Here is a 15,557-nt window from a genome sequence, read left to right on the forward strand (position 1 = left end):
GTCGTTGTCTATCCGGCCGCCCATGTGGGGGCCGCGATGCCCACGGGCTCTCAGATTATCAAACGCTGGGCGTTATCGGGCCCTCCACGTGCGCGAACCTGCCATAGCGGGCGAGCCGACCAACCGGTAACTTGTGCGGTTATGTCGATCGTGAAGCGCGCCGTCGGCCGTCTGGTCCACCGCGGATGGGCCTACGTGCGGGAGGCGGCGGCCCTGAGCCCGGGGTCCACGGGCGCTTACCGGTTCCGCGGCCTGGGCGAGGGCGCCTGCGTCTCCTTCCCCCAGGGCGCCATCTTCGGTGAGGCGTGGATCGAGATCGGCGCCCACACGCTCGTCGGCGAGCGCGTCTCGATCTCCGCGGGGATGGGCCCGGGGGTCGACCTCGGCCCTGACACGATCGTGCGGATCGGCAGCGGCTGCTCGATCGGCAGGGGCAGCCACATCGTCGGCCACCAGTCGATCGACATCGGCGACGACGTCTTCACCGGCCCCTACGTCTACATCACCGACCAGAACCACGTGTACGACGACCCGGAGACCCCCATCGGGCGGCAGTGGCCGCGCAACAAGCCGGTCGCCATCGGATCGGGCTCCTGGATCGGCACCGGCGCGATCATCCTCCCGGGGACGCGGATCGGCCGCCAGTCGGTGGTCGCCGGTGGCGCCGTCGTGCGCGGCGAGTTCCCCGACCACTCCGTCATCGCGGGCGTCCCGGCCAGGGTCGTGCGGCGCCACTCCCCCGGCCTCGGCTGGCACAGCCCCTCCGCGATCCGCATCACCGCTCCCCTGCCCGCCGCCGCCCCCCTGACCGAGCACGGGTCCCGTACGGCATAGCGGACCGCCGTCCGGCAGCCGAGGTTCGAGCACCCGGATCACGGGCACCCGGAGGCGGGGCGGTCCGTTGTCGTCTCGTGGGGCGTCGCCAAGCCCCCGCTTCCGAGGAGGGTGATCATGTTCGCGGCGCTCACCGGGCTCGGCCTGTCGACCGCGGCCGGGCTCAACGCGTACATCCCGTTGATGGTCGTCGGCCTGCTCGCCCACTTCACCGACGCGGTGAAGCTCCCGGCCCAGTACGGCTGGCTGTCCGAAGGCTGGGTCCTCGCCATCGTCGCGGTGCTGCTGACCGCCGAGTTCGTGCTCGACAAGGTGCCCGTGGTCGACCACGTCAACGACATCATCCAGACGGCCGTGCGGCCCGCGGCGGGCGGCGTGGTGTTCAGCGCCACCACCGCGGCGGCCCAGCTCGACCACTCGACCTGGATGGCCGAGCACCCGGCCGTGGCATGGATGCTCGGCATCGTGGTGGCCCTCGTCGTGCACCTGGTGAAGGCGGGGGCGCGCCCTGTGGTGAACGCCACGACCGTCGGTGTGGGCGCGCCCATCGTCAGCACCGTGGAGGACGCGAGCTCGCTGGGGATGAGCCTGATCGCGGTCTTCCTGCCGGTGCTGGTCATCGTGGCGATCGCCGTGCTGGCCCTCGTGGGGTGGCGGCTCGTCCGCCGGGTCCGGCGCTACCGCCGGTCGCGCCGCGAGCGCGCCGGCACCGCCCCGGCGGGTCAGCCGGGAGAGTCCACCTGGTAGCCCCGCGCCCGGCTGCCGGCCATCCGCGCGTAGATGCCGCGAGGCCGTCAGCCCGGCGTGGCCGCCCCGCCCGGCCACCCGGCCGTCGTCGAGACCGCATCGGGTTTTCCATCGCCCACTACTACAGCCGGTGGCAAGATAGTGATGGTCCGTAACTTCCACGGGTTGAGGAGGACGGCGGATGACCGCGGCGCTGCCTGACTGGTTCTACCCTGGGCCCCCGGGCGGGTGGACCGCCGACATGCTCGATCATCTTCCCCCCGACGCCCCGCGGCACGTCGAGCTGATCGATGGATCCCTCATCATGATGTCGCCCCAGACCAATTTCCACATGCTCATGATCAACTTGCTCGTCGATCGTGAGCTGGGGATCCGGCCCCCGGACCACCTCGCCGTCGCGCGTGAGATGTCGATGACGCTGGGAATCCGGCAAAGGCCCGAGCCTGACGTCCTCGTGGTGGACAGGCAGGCGCTCGCGGATCTCCGCAAGACCTCCTACCGGCCTGAGGAGGTCCATCTCGTCGTGGAGGTCGTCTCGCCCGATTCGGAGGAAAGGGATCGGACCACCAAGCCGATCAAGTACTCCGACGCCGGCATCAGATATCTCTGGCGTGTCGAGCTGGAGGACGAGGAACCCCTCGTCTACACGTTCGAACTGGAGCCGAGCGTGAAGGCCTACGTTCCGACAGGTATCCATCGCAAGCGGCTCACAACCTACGTCGGGTTCGACGTCGACATCGATCTCGACCTGAGCCGCCTGCTCGGCTGACAGCCGGCCGGACGTGACCGCGTCCCCCGGGCGACCGGCGTCGGCCGCGGACAGCTCAGGCGAGGATCGGCGTCACTTCACCCCGGCCTCGCGCATGTCGCGGACCTCGCGCTTGAGCTCCTTGATCTCGTCGCGGAGCCGGGCGGCCACCTCGAACTGCAGCTCGGCGGCGGCCGTGTGCATCTGCTCCGTGAGCGACGCGATCAGCGACTCGATCTGCGCCCTCGGCATCTCGCCGGCGATCGACTTCGCGTGCTGGCCGGCCTGGCGGGAGGCGAGGCCGGGCACGGGTGCCTTGCCGCGCGACTGCTGGCGCCCGCCGCCCCCGAGAAGCTGGGCGGTGTCGGCGTCCTCGCGGGCGAGGCTGTCGAGGATGTCCGCGATCTTCTTGCGGAGCGGCTGCGGGTCGATGCCCCTGGCCTCGTTGTAGGCGACCTGCTTGGCCCGGCGCCTGTTGGTCTCCTCGATCGCCCGCTCCATGCTGGGCGTGATCTTGTCGGCGTACATGTGCACCTGGCCGGACACGTTCCTCGCGGCGCGGCCGATGGTCTGGATCAGCGAGGTCTCCGACCGCAGGAAGCCCTCCTTGTCGGCGTCGAGGATCGACACCAGCGACACCTCGGGCAGGTCGAGGCCCTCGCGGAGCAGGTTGATGCCGACCAGCACGTCGAACTCGCCCATCCGGAGCTCGCGCAGCAGCTCGATCCGGCGCAGCGTGTCGACCTCGCTGTGCAGGTACCTGACGCGGATGCCGTTCTCCAGCAGGTAGTCGGTCAGGTCCTCCGACATCTTCTTCGTCAGCGTGGTGACCAGGACCCGCTCGTCCTTGGCGGCCCTGACCCGGATCTCCTCCATGAGGTCGTCGATCTGGCCCTTGGTGGGCTTGATCACGACCTCCGGGTCGACCAGGCCGGTGGGGCGGATGACCTGTTCCACCACGTCGCCCTTGCTGCGGCCCAGCTCGTAGGGGCCGGGGGTGGCGGACAGGTAGACGGTCTGGCCGATCCGCTCCAGGAACTCCTCCCACTTCAGCGGCCGGTTGTCCATCGCCGACGGCAGCCGGAAGCCGTGGTCGACGAGGGTCCGCTTGCGTGAGGCGTCGCCCTCGTACATGGCGCCGATCTGCGGCACCGTCTGGTGCGACTCGTCCAGGACGAGCAGGAAGTCGTCCGGGAAGAAGTCGAGCAGCGTGTGCGGCGCGGTGCCCGGCTCGCGGCCGTCGATGTGGCGGGAGTAGTTCTCGATGCCGGCGCAGGTGCCGATCTGGCGCATCATCTCGATGTCGTACGTCGTGCGCATGCGCAGCCGCTGGGCCTCCAGCAGCTTGCCCTGGCGCTCCAGATCGGCGAGGCGCTCGGCCAGCTCGGCCTCGATGCCGCTGATCGCCCGCTCCATCCGCTCGGGGCCGGCGACGTAATGGGTGGCCGGGAAGATGTGCAGCTCGTCGTCCTCGCTGACGACCTCCCCGGTCAGCGGGTGGAGCGTGGCCAGCTTCTCGATCTCGTCGCCGAACATCTCGATGCGGACGGCGAGCTCCTGGTAGACGGGGATGATCTCCACCGTGTCCCCCCGCACCCGGAAGGTCCCGCGGGTGAAGGCGAGGTCGTTGCGCGCGTACTGCATGTCGACGAGCCTGCGCAGGAGCTGGTCGCGCTCGATCCGCTGGCCGACCTTGAGCCCCACCATCCGGTCGACGTACTCCTGCGGGGTGCCCAGGCCGTAGATGCAGGAGACGGAGGCGACCACGACGACGTCCCTGCGGGACACCAGCGACCAGGTCGCGGAGTGGCGCAGCCGCTCCACCTCCTCGTTGATCGAGGAGTCCTTCTCGATGTAGGTGTCGCTCTGCGGGACGTACGCCTCGGGCTGGTAGTAGTCGTAGTACGACACGAAATACTCGACGGCGTTGTTGGGCAGCATCTCACGCAGCTCGTTGGCGAACTGGGCGGCGAGCGTCTTGTTGGGCTGCATGACCAGCGTCGGCCGCTGGACCCGCTCGATCAGCCAGGCCACGGTGGCCGTCTTGCCGGTGCCGGTGGCCCCCAGCAGTACGGAGTCCTTCTCACCCGCCCTGACGCGGCGCTCGAGCTCCTCGATGGCTGTGGGCTGGTCGCCGGACGGCGTCATCTCGGTGACGACCTCGAAGGGCGCCACACTCCGCCGCAGATCGGTCATCGATGTCATCGGCCGCTCCTCGCTCGCTCCGCGGACGCCACGTCCCCCGGCGGCAGTGCCGCTCGCCGCGTAGGGCTCCCACACCTCCATAACCTACGTGGCGCCACCGACAATTCCGGTCCTCTCTCCGCCCGCCGGTCCCCGGGCCCGCGAAAGGCCGCCCCGGGAAGGGATCCGTGCCCGGACCACCCCGTACGGCCCCCGCGTCCACACCCGGGAGCCGTACGGCGATGACGGGCCTTTGCCGGAGCATGACCAGGTGGTTACGATCAGTGCGGGGGCGACACCGGCGGATGCGGGGCTGACCTATGGCGGACTTCAGGGAGGCGGTCGGCCGCGCCTTGGCGTGGGCGGCCAAGAACATCGACGGGGCGATCGCGCTCGTGCTGGCCGTCACGGTCGGCGTGCTGGGCGTCCTGCCCGACACGGTGGTCCCTGACAAGGTGCAGTCCCAGCTGGTCAGCGGAACGACACTGGTGATCCTCGCGCTGGTCGCCACGGCGCTGCTGCGCGACCGGGTCCGCCAGGAGCCGGTCGAGGAGGCGATGCACGCCTCCTCGGCGGTGCTCTCCCAGCTGCCGGAGCGGCTGCACCGCCTGGACCAGATCGAGTCGCTGGTGGCGGGCGCGCGCCAGGCGCTGGCCGACATGTCCGTCGTCCGGATCCTCGGCAGCCAGCAGGAGATCGCGCAGGCGCACGCGGACGCGCGGCGCGGCACCGACCGGTGGACGTTCAAGGGCGGCACCGGCACTTACATGCGGGCCGTCACGCTCCCCGAGTGCGTGGCCGCCGCCCGTCGCGAGAGGCGGCACCTCACGATCCGGGTGGAGATCATCGACCCGGCGGACGAGGAGGTCTGCGAGAGCTACGCGCACTACCGCCGCTCGCTGTCCGACCGCCCCGACGGGACCGGGGAGGTGTGGACGACGGAACGGGCCAGGAAGGAGTCGTTCGCGACCGTGCTGGCCGCGTTCTGGTACCGGCAGCGGTACGGCCTGCTGGACATCGGGGTCGGGCTCTCCGCGGTGATGACGACCTTCCGGTGGGACCTGTCCGGCCACGCCGTGATCATGACGGTGGAGGACCCCAACCGCGCCATGACGGCCGCCAGCGGCACGTTCTACTACGAGAGCTGCGACACCGAGCTGCGCACCAGCTTCGAGCAGGCCCGCCGGGTGCCGATCGACCGTTACAAGGCCGTGCCCCTGAGCGACGAGCCCACCGTGGAGGAGGTCCGCAGGCTCTTCGACCGGATCGACCTCTCCCTGCCCAGGTCGTACGCCGACCGGGACGTCGTCGAGATCACCAGGAAGGCCCTGCGGGCCAAGGACCCATACGCATCATGAAATATCAGGATGTATTGGATGTGCTGCGCGGCGGCGGCGCCCGTGAGTGGGCGTCCGGCGTCCTCGGCGACATCGCCGGGGGCCGCTCCGGGGTGAGGGCCGTGCGCCATCCCCTGGGCTTCGTCTGCCTGCCGCTGGAGCGGGCGGGCGAGCTGGGCGTGTGCCTGCACCTGTGGTCGGCCACGCTGCCGCAGGCGCGGTCCACCACCTCCCAGGTGCACTGTCACAGCTGGGACCTGGTCAGCCACGTGCTCTACGGGGAGGTGCGCAACGTCCACGCGGTGGTGACCGACGCCGCGCGGGACGCCACCCACCGGGTCTTCGAGGTCGTCAGCACCCCTGACGGCGACGTGATCCGCCCCACCGGCAGGACCGTCAGGTACGCCGCCGGACAGGCCGAGCTGTTCGGCCCCGGCGACACCTACACGCTGAGCGCCGGCGCCTTCCACAGCAGCGTCATCCCCGAGGGCGGCGAGGCCGCGACGGTGGCGCTGGGCCGCGGCAGGCCCGGGCTGGGCGACCTGTCCCTGGGCCCGCTCGGCACGCCCGCCCACCAGGTGAGGCGCGAGCGCCTCGACGACGACGGAACCGCCCGCGCCGCCGAACTGGCCAGGAGAAGCCTATGGACCTCGAACACGCCCGGCGGGTAGCCGCTCAGGCAGCGCAGGCCGCCGGGACCGTGCTGCGCGAGCGCGCGGGAGGGGCCCTCGGCGTCCGCCCGAAGGGCGGCTCCGGCGACGTGGTCACCGACCTCGACCTGGCGGCCGAGAAGATCCTGCTCGACCGCATCCAGGCGGAGTTCCCCTCTCACCGGATCATCGCGGAGGAGTCGGGCGTCCACGGCAGCGGCGAGTGGACCTGGCTCATCGACCCCCTGGACGGCACCAACAACGTCGCGATCGGCCTGCCCGCCTACGTCGTGGGGCTCGCGCTGTGCTCGGGGGGCCGGCCGGTGGTCGGCGTCGTCCACGAGCCCGTCAGCGGCCACACCTGGTCCGCCGTACGCGGCGCCGGGGCGGTCGGCCCCTGCGGGCCGCTGACCGGGCCTCCGCCGCGCGACCTGCGGCACGGCCCGGTGCTGGCCTGGACCCAGGGGTACGGCCTGGCCCGCGACGACCCGGCGGTCCGGTCGCTGAAGATGACGATGGAGGTCCGCGCCAAGCGGGTGCTGCAGCTGTGGACGCCGCTGCTGTCGTGGGCGATGCTCGCGCGGGGCGACATCGACGGCATGATCGGCTATCGCGCGGGGGTCGTCGACCTGCCCGCCGGCGCCCTGCTCGCGCGGGAGTCGGGCCTGGAGATCCGCGCCCTCGACGGCGGCCCCTTCGACGACGGCGTCGACGGGCCCCCGGACGGCCACAGCTTCGTCGCCGGGCGGCCGGAGCTCATCGGCGGCCTGCTCGCCCTGGTCGCCGAGGCGGCGGCCCTCGCCTCCACGCTGCCGCCGGTCACGCCCCGTCCCTCCTGACGGCCCCACGGGCGCACGGGCCTCCCGGATGGGCCGGCCCCGGCCCTTTCAGGCGAACGGCCGCCGGGAGGCGGTCAAGCGGTGAGCAGCAGGGCGCCGACGGTGGCGGCGAGGCCGGTCACGGCCAGGCCCGCCCCCGTCAGGACGAACTTGGCCAGCGGCACCCGCACCTCGCTCCTGCGGCACCACTCGAACCACAGCAGCGTGGCCAGGGAGCCCCACGGCGTGATGACGGGGCCCAGGTTGGTGCCGACGAGCAGCGACAGCAGCTGCGTGTGGTTGGCGGCGGGGATCACCTGCTCGCCCGCGACGTACGCCGGAAGGTTGTTGAGCAGGTTCGACAGGGCGCCGCCCGCCGCGGCCGCGCGGTAGGCGCCGTCCCCGTCGCCACCGGAGCCGATGATCGCCTCCATCACGTCGGCCAGCCCGAACCGGCTGAGCGTGGGCACCACGAGGAACAGCCCGGTGACGAAGACCAGCAGCCGCCACGGCAGCAGGCTCCACACGAGCTTCGCCCGGTCCCGCCAGGCGAAGGCGCCGACCACCGCCACGGCGGCGACCAGGGCGGCGACGCCGATGTTCACCCCCGCGAAGATCGCGATGACGAACAGCAGGCACGCGGTGCCCGCGACGGCGAACAGCACCCGGTCGGCGACCGGGATCGGCGGCGGCGGCTGGTACCGCGCCTCGCCCCGCTCGCCGCGCCGCCAGAAGAACACCCACAGGAACGCCATGGTCACCGCGATCGACACGACCTCGGGCGCCAGCATCCGCACCGCGAACTCGCGGGCGCCGAGTGCCACCCGGTTCATCGCGAGCAGGTTGGTGAGGTTGGAGACCGGCAGCAGCAGGCTCGCCGTGTTGGCCAGCCACACCGTGGTCATCGCGAGCGGCAGCGGCGCGATCTTGGCCCGTGGGGCGAGGGCCAGCATGACGGGGGTGAGCAGCACGGCCGTCGTGTCCAGGTTCAGAAATATCGTGACCAGCGACGCGAAAGCCGTACAGAGCAGGAAGAGCGCCGGGTAGGAGCCGCGCCCGGCGATGGCCATGCGGGCCGCGATGACGTCGAAGACCTGCGCCTCCTTGGTCAGCTCCGCCAGCACGATCACCGCGCCGAGGAACAGCAGCAGGGGCGCGATGCGGCCGACGCTGTCCCTGGCCGTCGCGGCGGGCAGCAGCCCGGTGGCCACGAAGACGACCCCCGCCCCCAGCAGCCCGAACCTGATCCAGTCGAGAACGCTCAGCCGCCGCAGCCATCCCGCCACCCCGACACCCTATATCCGCCGCAATCACCAGAATGATCGAACCCCTTCGAAGCCCCTGCGGCACCGGGGATACTGGCGTCATGACGGACAGCCAGGCCCGGCCGGTCGCATGAGCAGGCGCGAGGACACGCGGGCGGAGACCCGGACGGAGATCTTCGTCAGCTACTCCCCCGCCGACGAGCGCTGGGCGACCTGGATCGCCTGGCAGCTGGAGTCGGCCGGCTACCGGACCATGCTCCAGGCCTGGGACTTCGTGCCCGGCACCAACTTCATCGACTTCATGGACCGCGGCGTCAGCGAGGCCGACCTCGTGGTGGCCGTGCTGACCCGCAACTACCTCCAGTCCCGGTACGGCCGGCTGGAGTGGCAGGCGGCGCTGCGCGCCGACCCGGACAACCCGTCCAACAAGCTGATCACGGTCCGGCTGGAGGACACTCCCCTCGAAGGGCTGCTGTCCACCATCACCTGGGTCGACCTCGTCGGCGTCGCCGACCCGGGAGAGGCCGCGCGGCTCCTGCTGACCCGGATCCGGCAGGCGCTGACGGGCCGGGCCAAGCCCGCCGAGCAGCCCCGGTTCCCCCTCGGCCCCTCCGGGCCGCGGATCGAACCGCCGGCCGAGGCGGCGGCCGCACGGACTCCGCGGGCCCGGCGCACCCCCGCCGTCGCCCCCGCGTTCCCGACCGCCGCCCGGCTGGCCGGCGCCGCCTCTGTGACCATGCTGCACGTGTCGGGGCCCCGGTTCGGCCGGGGGCTGGCCGAGGCGGACGAGCCGCTCGACGCCGGCGAGCTGCAGGCGAGCATCTGGGCCGACATGACCCGCCTCGCCGACGCCGGGGTGCCCCGGCCCGACCTGCTCGTGGTGACGGGAGACCTGACCGAGTCGGGAAGCATCCGCGAGTGCGAGCAGGCGCTGGCGTTCCTCACCGGGCTGCGCGTGCTGCTGGGCCTGGAGCCGGGGCGCGTGGTCGTCGTCCCCGGCCCGAGGGACGTGACGAAGGCGGCCAGCCGGGCCTACTTCGCCACCTGCGAGGCCGACGACGTGCGCCCGCAGCCGCCGTACTGGCCGAAGTGGCGGCATTTCTCCACCCTGTTCAAGGAGATCTACCAGGGCCTGGACGGCCCGTCGTTCGACAGCGCGCAGCCGTGGACGCTGTTCGAGCTCCCCGAGCTGCGCACGGTCGTCGCCGGGCTCAACTCGACGATCGCGATGAGCCACCGCGCGGAGGACGACCACGGCTTCGTCGGGGAGGCGCAGGCGGCGTGGTTCGCCGAGCGGCTGCGCCCGTTCGAGGGGTGGCTGCGCATCGGCCTGGTCGCCCACCCGCCGCGGGGCTCCTCCCAGCACGGCCTGCGCGACGTCGACACGCTGCGCGGACTGCTCGGCAACCGCCTCGACCTGCTCGCGCACGGGCGCGACTCCCGGCGCGACGGCCCTGAGGACGTCTGGGAGCTCGACGGCATGCCCTGCCTGCCCGCGCTCTCCCCCGGCCGCCACCAGGTCGTGGAGATCACCCCTGAGGGCCTGCGCCGCTGGACACGCGACCGGCCGGGCCTGCGCGACCCCGAGGTCCTGCCGTACGGCTGGCGCCTGTGGCGGCCGCAGAGCCGGCCCGAGCCGGCCCCGCCGGAGCCCGAGGACGTGCCCGAGGCGGCCGGCCCGGCCGACCTGCTGCTCGACCGGATCGCCGAGGTGTGCGAGACGAGGTTCGAACGGGCCAAGATCCGCAGGATCGCGGGCGACCCGCCGCACCTGCTCGTCACCCATCCGGAGGACGGGTTCGTCCGGCAGTTCCTCATCGGCGCCCATGTGGGCCCCCTCGGCCAGGACCGCATCGACACGTTCCTCGGCCGGGTCCACGGCGCCGGGCTGGAGCACGGCTCCGAGCTGGTCTACCAGGGCCCCACTCCCCCGCAGGCCCTGCGCGACGACGCGCTGCGCAGAGGGCTGCGGCTGCGCAGCTTCACCGAGTTCCAGGGGTTGCTCGACCTGTCCGACTACGTGGCGGCGCAGACGGCCGCGCTGCGCGGCGACCGGCGCTACCCGCCCGACCTGTACGTGCCGCAGCGGTTCCGGGAGCTGGACCGGCCCGGCGACGGCGTGCGCGACGACCTCACGGGCGAGATCATGCGGCTGCTGGCCGCCGACCACGGGCGGTTCGTCCTCGTGCTCGGGGACTTCGGGCGGGGCAAGACGTTCTCCCTGCACGAGGTGGCCCGCCGGATCCCGGCCGAACTGCCCCACCTCACGCCGATCCTGATCGAGCTGCGCGCCCTCGACAAGGCGCACTCGGTCCCCGGGCTGGTGGCCGCACACCTCGCCAACCACGGCGAGGAGCTCATCGACCTCAAGGCGTTCAACTACATGCTGCGCCAGGGCCGGATCGTGCTGCTGTTCGACGGCTTCGACGAGCTGGTCACCCGGGTGACCTACGAGCGGGCGGCCGACCACCTCGACACCCTCCTGCAGGCCGCGGAGGACAAGGCGAAGATCGTCGTCGCCAGCCGGACCCAGCATTTCAAGTCGCGCAGCCAGGTGATGACGGCGCTCGGCGAGAAGGTCGGCCTGCTGCCCAACCGCCGGGTGCTCGGCATCGAGGAGTTCACCCAGGACCAGGTGCGCGCCTACCTCGTCAACCGCTACGGCTCCCGCGACGCCGCCGACGAGCGGATGGACCTGCTGCACGGCATCGGCGACCTGCTCGGCCTGGCGCAGAACCCGCGGATGCTGAGCTTCATCGCCGACCTCCCGGAGGAGCGGCTGCGCACCGTGGCGCAGGCGGGGGACGCGATCAGCGCCGCCGGGCTCTACCAGGAGATCCTCGACACGTGGCTGGCCTTCGAGGAGGCCAGGACCGGAGGCGTCGCGGGCGCCGCCGGAGGCCTCACCCGCGAGGAGCTGTGGCAGGCCGCGACCACCCTCGCCCTGCGCCTGTGGGAGACCGGCGAGAGCTATCTGAGGCTGTCGGAGCTCTCCGAGGTCGCCGGCACCCTCACCGACATGACCGAGGGCCGGCTGTCGGCCGGGCAGACGGCGCACGCGGTCGGCGCCGGCAGCCTGCTGGTCCGCACCGACGAGGGGCTGTTCGGCTTCATCCACACCTCCGTTGTGGAATGGCTGGTCGCCCGGCACCTGTCGGTCGCGCCCGGCGGTCTGGCGCTGCACCCGTTATCAGCCCTGACCGTCGACTTCCTGTGCGACCTCGCCGAAGCGTCCGCCCTGCAGACGTGGGCGGCCAGGACGCTGGCGTCGCCCGTCGCCGGCGACGTCGCGCGCGCCAACGCGATCAAGATCACCACGCGGCTGCGCACGCCCGCCAGGACGAACCTGCGGGGCGCGCGGCTGAGCGGCGAGGACCTGTCGTACCGCGAGCTGTCGGGCGTCGACCTCACCGGAGCCGACCTCACCGACGCACAGCTCCTCGGGGCCAACCTGGCGCACGCGGTGCTGGTGGACGCCAAGCTGGCCGGCGCGCGGCTCGACGAGGCCGTGCTCGCCGGCGCCGACCTGCGTGGCGCGGACCTGTCGCGGGCCAGGCTCGCCCGGGCGGACCTGCGTGACGTGGCGATCGAGGGCAGCACCTGGGACCGCGCCGCGCTGATCGACGCCACCGGCGTTCCCCGCGACGCCCCCGAGCTGCGCGGCGCGGCCGTGGCGCCCGGGCAGCCGGTCGCGGCCGAGATGGCGCCCGCGCTCATCGGCGTCCCGTACGGCTACCACTACGAGAGCAGCCGGCTGCCCGAGCCCGTCGCGTACCGCCCGGACGGCGGGGTGTTCGCGGTCGGCAGCGAGGACGGCGGCGTGCTGGTCTGCGACAGCGCCTCCGGGTCCACGCTGCGCACGCTGCAGGGCCACCGCGGCCGGGTCTACAAGGCCGCGTACGGCGAGGCGGGGCTGGTCACCGGCGCCAGCGACGGCACGGTCCGGGTGTGGGACCCGGCCACCGGGGAGGAGCGGCTGGTCCTGCGCGGCCACCCGGACGGCGTGTGGCCGGTCGTCACCTCGGGCGACCTGGTCGCGGCGGGCGGCGCCGACGGGATCATGCGGGTCTGGTCGTCCGGCGAGCCCCTGCTGGAGCTGCCCGGCCACACCGCGCCGATCTACACCGCCGTGTTCCTGCCGGGCCTGCTGGTCACCGGCGACTCCAGCGGCGCCATCCGCGTGTGGGACCTGGCCACCGGGCGGATCGTGCACCACCTGCACGGCCACAGCGGCGCCGTCTACCGGCTGGTCCTCAGCCCGGACGGCACCCGCCTGGCCGCCGGCGACGGGCAGGGCGTGCTGCGGATCTGGAACCCGCGCACCGGGGAGCCGCTCCACGAGCTGACCGGCCACCCGGGGCGCATCTACAGCCTCGGCTTCCACCCCGGCGGCCGCCTGCTGGCCTCCGGCGACACCACCGGAGCCGTACGGCTGTGGGACCCGGTGACCGGCACGCCTGCGGGCGGCCTGCCGGGGCACAGCGGCGCCGTCTACCAGGTGCTGTTCAGCCCGTCGGGCGATCTGCTCGCGACCGGCGACAGCGACGGCGTGGTGCGCGTCTGGGACCCGGCGACCGCCGCCCTGCGCGCCGAGCTGACCGCTCACCGGGGCTCGGTGTGGCCGTTCGCTTTCCGGCCCGACGGCCAGCAGCTCGTGACCAGCAGCAACGACGGCACCACCCGCCTGTGGGACCCGTACACGGGGCAGTGCAGGCACACGCTGCGCGGCCACGGCCGCCGGATCAACGCCGTCCGGTTCTCCGCGGACGGCAGCACGCTCGCGACCTGCGGCAACGACGGCTACGTCCGCTTGTGGGACCCACGCACCGGCCGGCGGCTCCGGTCGCTCACCGGGGCCGCCGACCGGCTCGTGTCGGCCGTCTTCAGCCCCGCCGGGCCCCTTCTGGCCACCGCGAGCAACGACGGCGGCGTCTACCTGTGGAACCCGGCGTCCGGCACCTACGAGCGCGAGCTCAACGTGGAGACCGACCACGTCTGGGCGGAGGCGTTCAGCCCGGACGGGGAGCTGCTGGCCACCGCCAACGACGACGACAGCGTCCGGCTCTGGTACCGCGCCACGGGCCGCCAGGTCGCCGAGCTCTCCGGCCACCGGGGACGGGTCCGCTCGATCGCGTTCAGCCCGGACGGACGGCTCGTGGCCACCGCCTGCGACGACCGTCACGTACGGCTGTGGGATGTGGAGACCGGCGCGTGCTCGGCGACGCTGCGCGGCCATGAGGACCGGGTCTACTCCGTGGCGTTCGCGCCCGGGGGCGGGCTGCTGGCCAGCGCGAGCAACGACGGCGCCGCCCGCGTGTGGGACGTGGCGTCGGGCGATTGCCGCCACGTCCTCGACGCCGGGACCGGCCGGCTGTGGACCGCGGCGTTCAGCCCCTCGGGCGGGCTGCTGGCCACGGCGGGCGACGACCTGGTCGTGCGCCTGTGGGACCCGGAGTCGGGGGCGCTCCTCCACACGCTCACCGGGCACACCCGGAGAGTCTGGTCGGTGGCGTTCCACCCCGCGGGCGACCTGCTCGCCAGCGCGGGGGACGACGGCGTGGTGATCCTCTGGGACGTCGCCACCCGTGAGCGGCGCGCCACGCTGCTCGCCCTGCCGGAGGGCTGGGCGGCGTTCGCCCCCGGCGGGCACTACAAGCTCGAAGGCGACGTGGCCGGCCAGTTCTGGTACGTCATCGGGATGTGCCGGTTCGAGCCGGGCGAGCTCGACGACTATCTCTCCGAGGTTCGCCGGCTGGCCCTGGACGAGCCGTTCTGAGCCGTTCTGAGCCGTTCCTGAGCCGGTCCCGAGCCAGGTTCCACGCCGGTCCAGGCCGGTAGAGGTCGGCCGGCGCCCGCCGGTCACGAGGCCGGGCGCGGCCGGTCTCCCCGCGGGATACGGCCGCTCAGGTCCTTCCACACCTCGGCCACCCGCGCGTCGAGCGCGTCCAGCGTGCCCTCGTTCTCGATCACGATGTCGGCCGCCGCCAGGCGCTCCTCCCGGGAGGCCTGCGCGGCGATCCTAGCCTTGGCGTCCGTCTCCGCCATGCCGCGGAGCGTGCGCAGCCGCTCCAGCCGCGTCGCGTCCGGCGCGTCGACCACGATCACCACGTCGTAGTGGGAGGCGAGGCCGTTCTCCACGAGAAGCGGGACGTCGTAGACGACCACCGCGTCTTCCGGCACGGCGCGCTGGAGCTCCTCCACCCGGGCGCCCACCTTCGGGTGGACGATCCCGTTGAGGATCTTGAGTTTGCCGGGGTCGGCGAAAACGATGGAGCCGAGCCGCTCGCGGTCGAGGCCGCCGTCCGGGCGGAGGACTCCGGCGCCGAACGCCTCGACGATCTCGGCGAGGCCGGGGGTGCCCGGCTCGACGACCTCCCGGGCGATCTTGTCGGCGTCGATGACGACCGCGCCGAGGGCCGCGAGTCTGCGCGACACCTCGCTCTTGCCCGAACCTATGCCGCCCGTGAGGCCTGCCTTCACCACGCCAGCAGCCTATCGGGCGGCGTCAGGCTCCCGGCGAAGGTGGACGAGCGTCAAATGGTCCTGCACGCGCTCGCGATGGGTCTCGCGGTAGCCGAGCCTGCGGTACAGCCGCTGGTTCCCGGTGGACAGGTGCCCGGTGAACAGGTCGAACACCGCCGCGTCCGGCACGGCCTCGTGCAGCGCGGCGAGCAGCAGGCCGCCGATCCCCTGGCCCTGCCGGTCGGGGGCGACGACGAGGCGGCCGACGAGGCAGGTGGAGCCGGACATCTGGCCGCGCACGGCGCCGACCACGCGGCTGCCGTCGGTCGCCTTGAGCACGACCCCGCTCTCGATCACCGCCCGGACCTGGCCGAGCGACTCGACCAGCGGCGGGATGAACGGGTCACCGTAGAGCTGGGCCTCGGTCACGTACGCCGCGCGCTGGAGGGTGAGGATCTCCCCCGCGTCCGCGGGCGCCGCCCGCTCGATCTCCACCACATCGGCACCCTACC

At 72.7% G+C, this 15,557-nt stretch carries 11 protein-coding genes; 7 read left to right on the forward strand and 4 right to left on the reverse strand.

Features of this window, described 5'->3' with window-relative positions; all coding sequences use genetic code 11:
- Positions 1–141: 141 nt before the first annotated feature.
- The 3 genes from AB0B72_RS22990 to AB0B72_RS23000 all read left to right on the forward strand — a co-directional run bounded on the left by AB0B72_RS22990 (position 142) and on the right by AB0B72_RS23000 (position 2,350).
- A complete protein-coding gene (locus AB0B72_RS22990) occupies positions 142–834 on the forward strand; it encodes an acyltransferase (RefSeq protein WP_367740941.1) in 693 nt (230 codons plus the stop codon).
- A 117-nt stretch (positions 835–951) separates the two neighbouring features.
- On the forward strand, positions 952–1,581 hold the full coding sequence (locus tag AB0B72_RS22995; RefSeq protein WP_367740942.1) for a DUF4126 domain-containing protein: 630 nt from the start codon (positions 952–954) through the stop codon (positions 1,579–1,581).
- Between the two features lie 181 nt (positions 1,582–1,762).
- Positions 1,763–2,350: a Uma2 family endonuclease gene (locus AB0B72_RS23000; RefSeq protein WP_367740943.1), complete on the forward strand. Its 588-nt coding sequence runs from the start codon at positions 1,763–1,765 to the stop codon at positions 2,348–2,350.
- A 72-nt stretch (positions 2,351–2,422) separates the two neighbouring features.
- On the opposite strand, the gene uvrB is transcribed toward AB0B72_RS23000, so the two are convergent.
- Positions 2,423–4,534 carry an excinuclease ABC subunit UvrB gene (gene uvrB / locus AB0B72_RS23005; protein WP_367740944.1) on the reverse strand — a complete coding sequence of 704 codons (2,112 nt, stop codon included), beginning with the start codon at positions 4,532–4,534 and terminating at the stop codon, positions 2,423–2,425.
- Between the two features lie 299 nt (positions 4,535–4,833).
- Between uvrB and AB0B72_RS23010 the strand changes: the two genes are divergently transcribed.
- The 3 genes from AB0B72_RS23010 to AB0B72_RS23020 are packed head-to-tail and all read left to right on the forward strand — an operon-like array spanning position 4,834 to position 7,339.
- Positions 4,834–5,871, forward strand: a complete 1,038-nt coding sequence (locus tag AB0B72_RS23010; RefSeq protein ID WP_367740945.1) for a hypothetical protein — start codon at positions 4,834–4,836, stop codon at positions 5,869–5,871.
- Positions 5,868–6,521 (forward strand): hypothetical protein, encoded by a 654-nt coding sequence (locus AB0B72_RS23015; RefSeq protein ID WP_367740946.1) that lies wholly within the window; start codon positions 5,868–5,870, stop codon positions 6,519–6,521. Before AB0B72_RS23010 ends, AB0B72_RS23015 begins: the two co-directional genes overlap by 4 nt.
- Positions 6,494–7,339, forward strand: a complete 846-nt coding sequence (locus AB0B72_RS23020; RefSeq protein ID WP_367740947.1) for an inositol monophosphatase — start codon at positions 6,494–6,496, stop codon at positions 7,337–7,339. The genes AB0B72_RS23015 and AB0B72_RS23020 overlap by 28 nt, the downstream gene beginning before the upstream one ends.
- A gap of 74 nt (positions 7,340–7,413) precedes the next feature.
- Here AB0B72_RS23020 and AB0B72_RS23025 read toward each other — a convergent pair whose 3' ends face one another.
- The gene (locus tag AB0B72_RS23025; RefSeq protein WP_367740948.1) at positions 7,414–8,604 is read right to left on the reverse strand and encodes an SLC13 family permease; all 1,191 of its coding nucleotides are present in this window, start codon (positions 8,602–8,604) and stop codon (positions 7,414–7,416) included.
- Between the two features lie 109 nt (positions 8,605–8,713).
- Between AB0B72_RS23025 and AB0B72_RS23030 the strand changes: the two genes are divergently transcribed.
- Entirely contained in the window at positions 8,714–14,359 is a 5,646-nt protein-coding gene (locus AB0B72_RS23030) for a TIR domain-containing protein (RefSeq protein WP_367740949.1), read from the forward strand.
- Between the two features lie 83 nt (positions 14,360–14,442).
- Here AB0B72_RS23030 and coaE read toward each other — a convergent pair whose 3' ends face one another.
- Both coaE and AB0B72_RS23040 read right to left on the reverse strand, forming a co-directional pair.
- Positions 14,443–15,066 (reverse strand): dephospho-CoA kinase, encoded by a 624-nt coding sequence (coaE, locus tag AB0B72_RS23035; RefSeq protein ID WP_367740950.1) that lies wholly within the window; start codon positions 15,064–15,066, stop codon positions 14,443–14,445.
- Positions 15,067–15,075: 9 nt separating this feature from the next.
- Positions 15,076–15,543 carry a GNAT family N-acetyltransferase gene (locus tag AB0B72_RS23040; protein ID WP_367740951.1) on the reverse strand — a complete coding sequence of 156 codons (468 nt, stop codon included), beginning with the start codon at positions 15,541–15,543 and terminating at the stop codon, positions 15,076–15,078.
- Positions 15,544–15,557 lie beyond the last annotated feature (14 nt).

It is taken from the genome of Microbispora sp. NPDC049125 (genome assembly GCF_040802045.1).
Classification (GTDB): Bacteria; Actinomycetota; Actinomycetes; order Streptosporangiales; family Streptosporangiaceae; genus Microbispora.

Coding starts and splice junctions, on each gene's coding strand:
- uvrB (WP_367740944.1), bottom strand. CDS start 4,534: ATGACATCGATGACCGATCTGCGGCGGAGTGTGGCGCCCTTCGAGGTC.
- AB0B72_RS23010 (WP_367740945.1), top strand. CDS start 4,834: ATGGCGGACTTCAGGGAGGCGGTCGGCCGCGCCTTGGCGTGGGCGGCC.
- AB0B72_RS23020 (WP_367740947.1), top strand. CDS start 6,494: ATGGACCTCGAACACGCCCGGCGGGTAGCCGCTCAGGCAGCGCAGGCC.
- AB0B72_RS23030 (WP_367740949.1), top strand. CDS start 8,714: ATGAGCAGGCGCGAGGACACGCGGGCGGAGACCCGGACGGAGATCTTC.
- AB0B72_RS22995 (WP_367740942.1), top strand. CDS start 952: ATGTTCGCGGCGCTCACCGGGCTCGGCCTGTCGACCGCGGCCGGGCTC.
- AB0B72_RS23015 (WP_367740946.1), top strand. CDS start 5,868: ATGAAATATCAGGATGTATTGGATGTGCTGCGCGGCGGCGGCGCCCGT.
- AB0B72_RS23000 (WP_367740943.1), top strand. CDS start 1,763: ATGACCGCGGCGCTGCCTGACTGGTTCTACCCTGGGCCCCCGGGCGGG.
- AB0B72_RS22990 (WP_367740941.1), top strand. CDS start 142: ATGTCGATCGTGAAGCGCGCCGTCGGCCGTCTGGTCCACCGCGGATGG.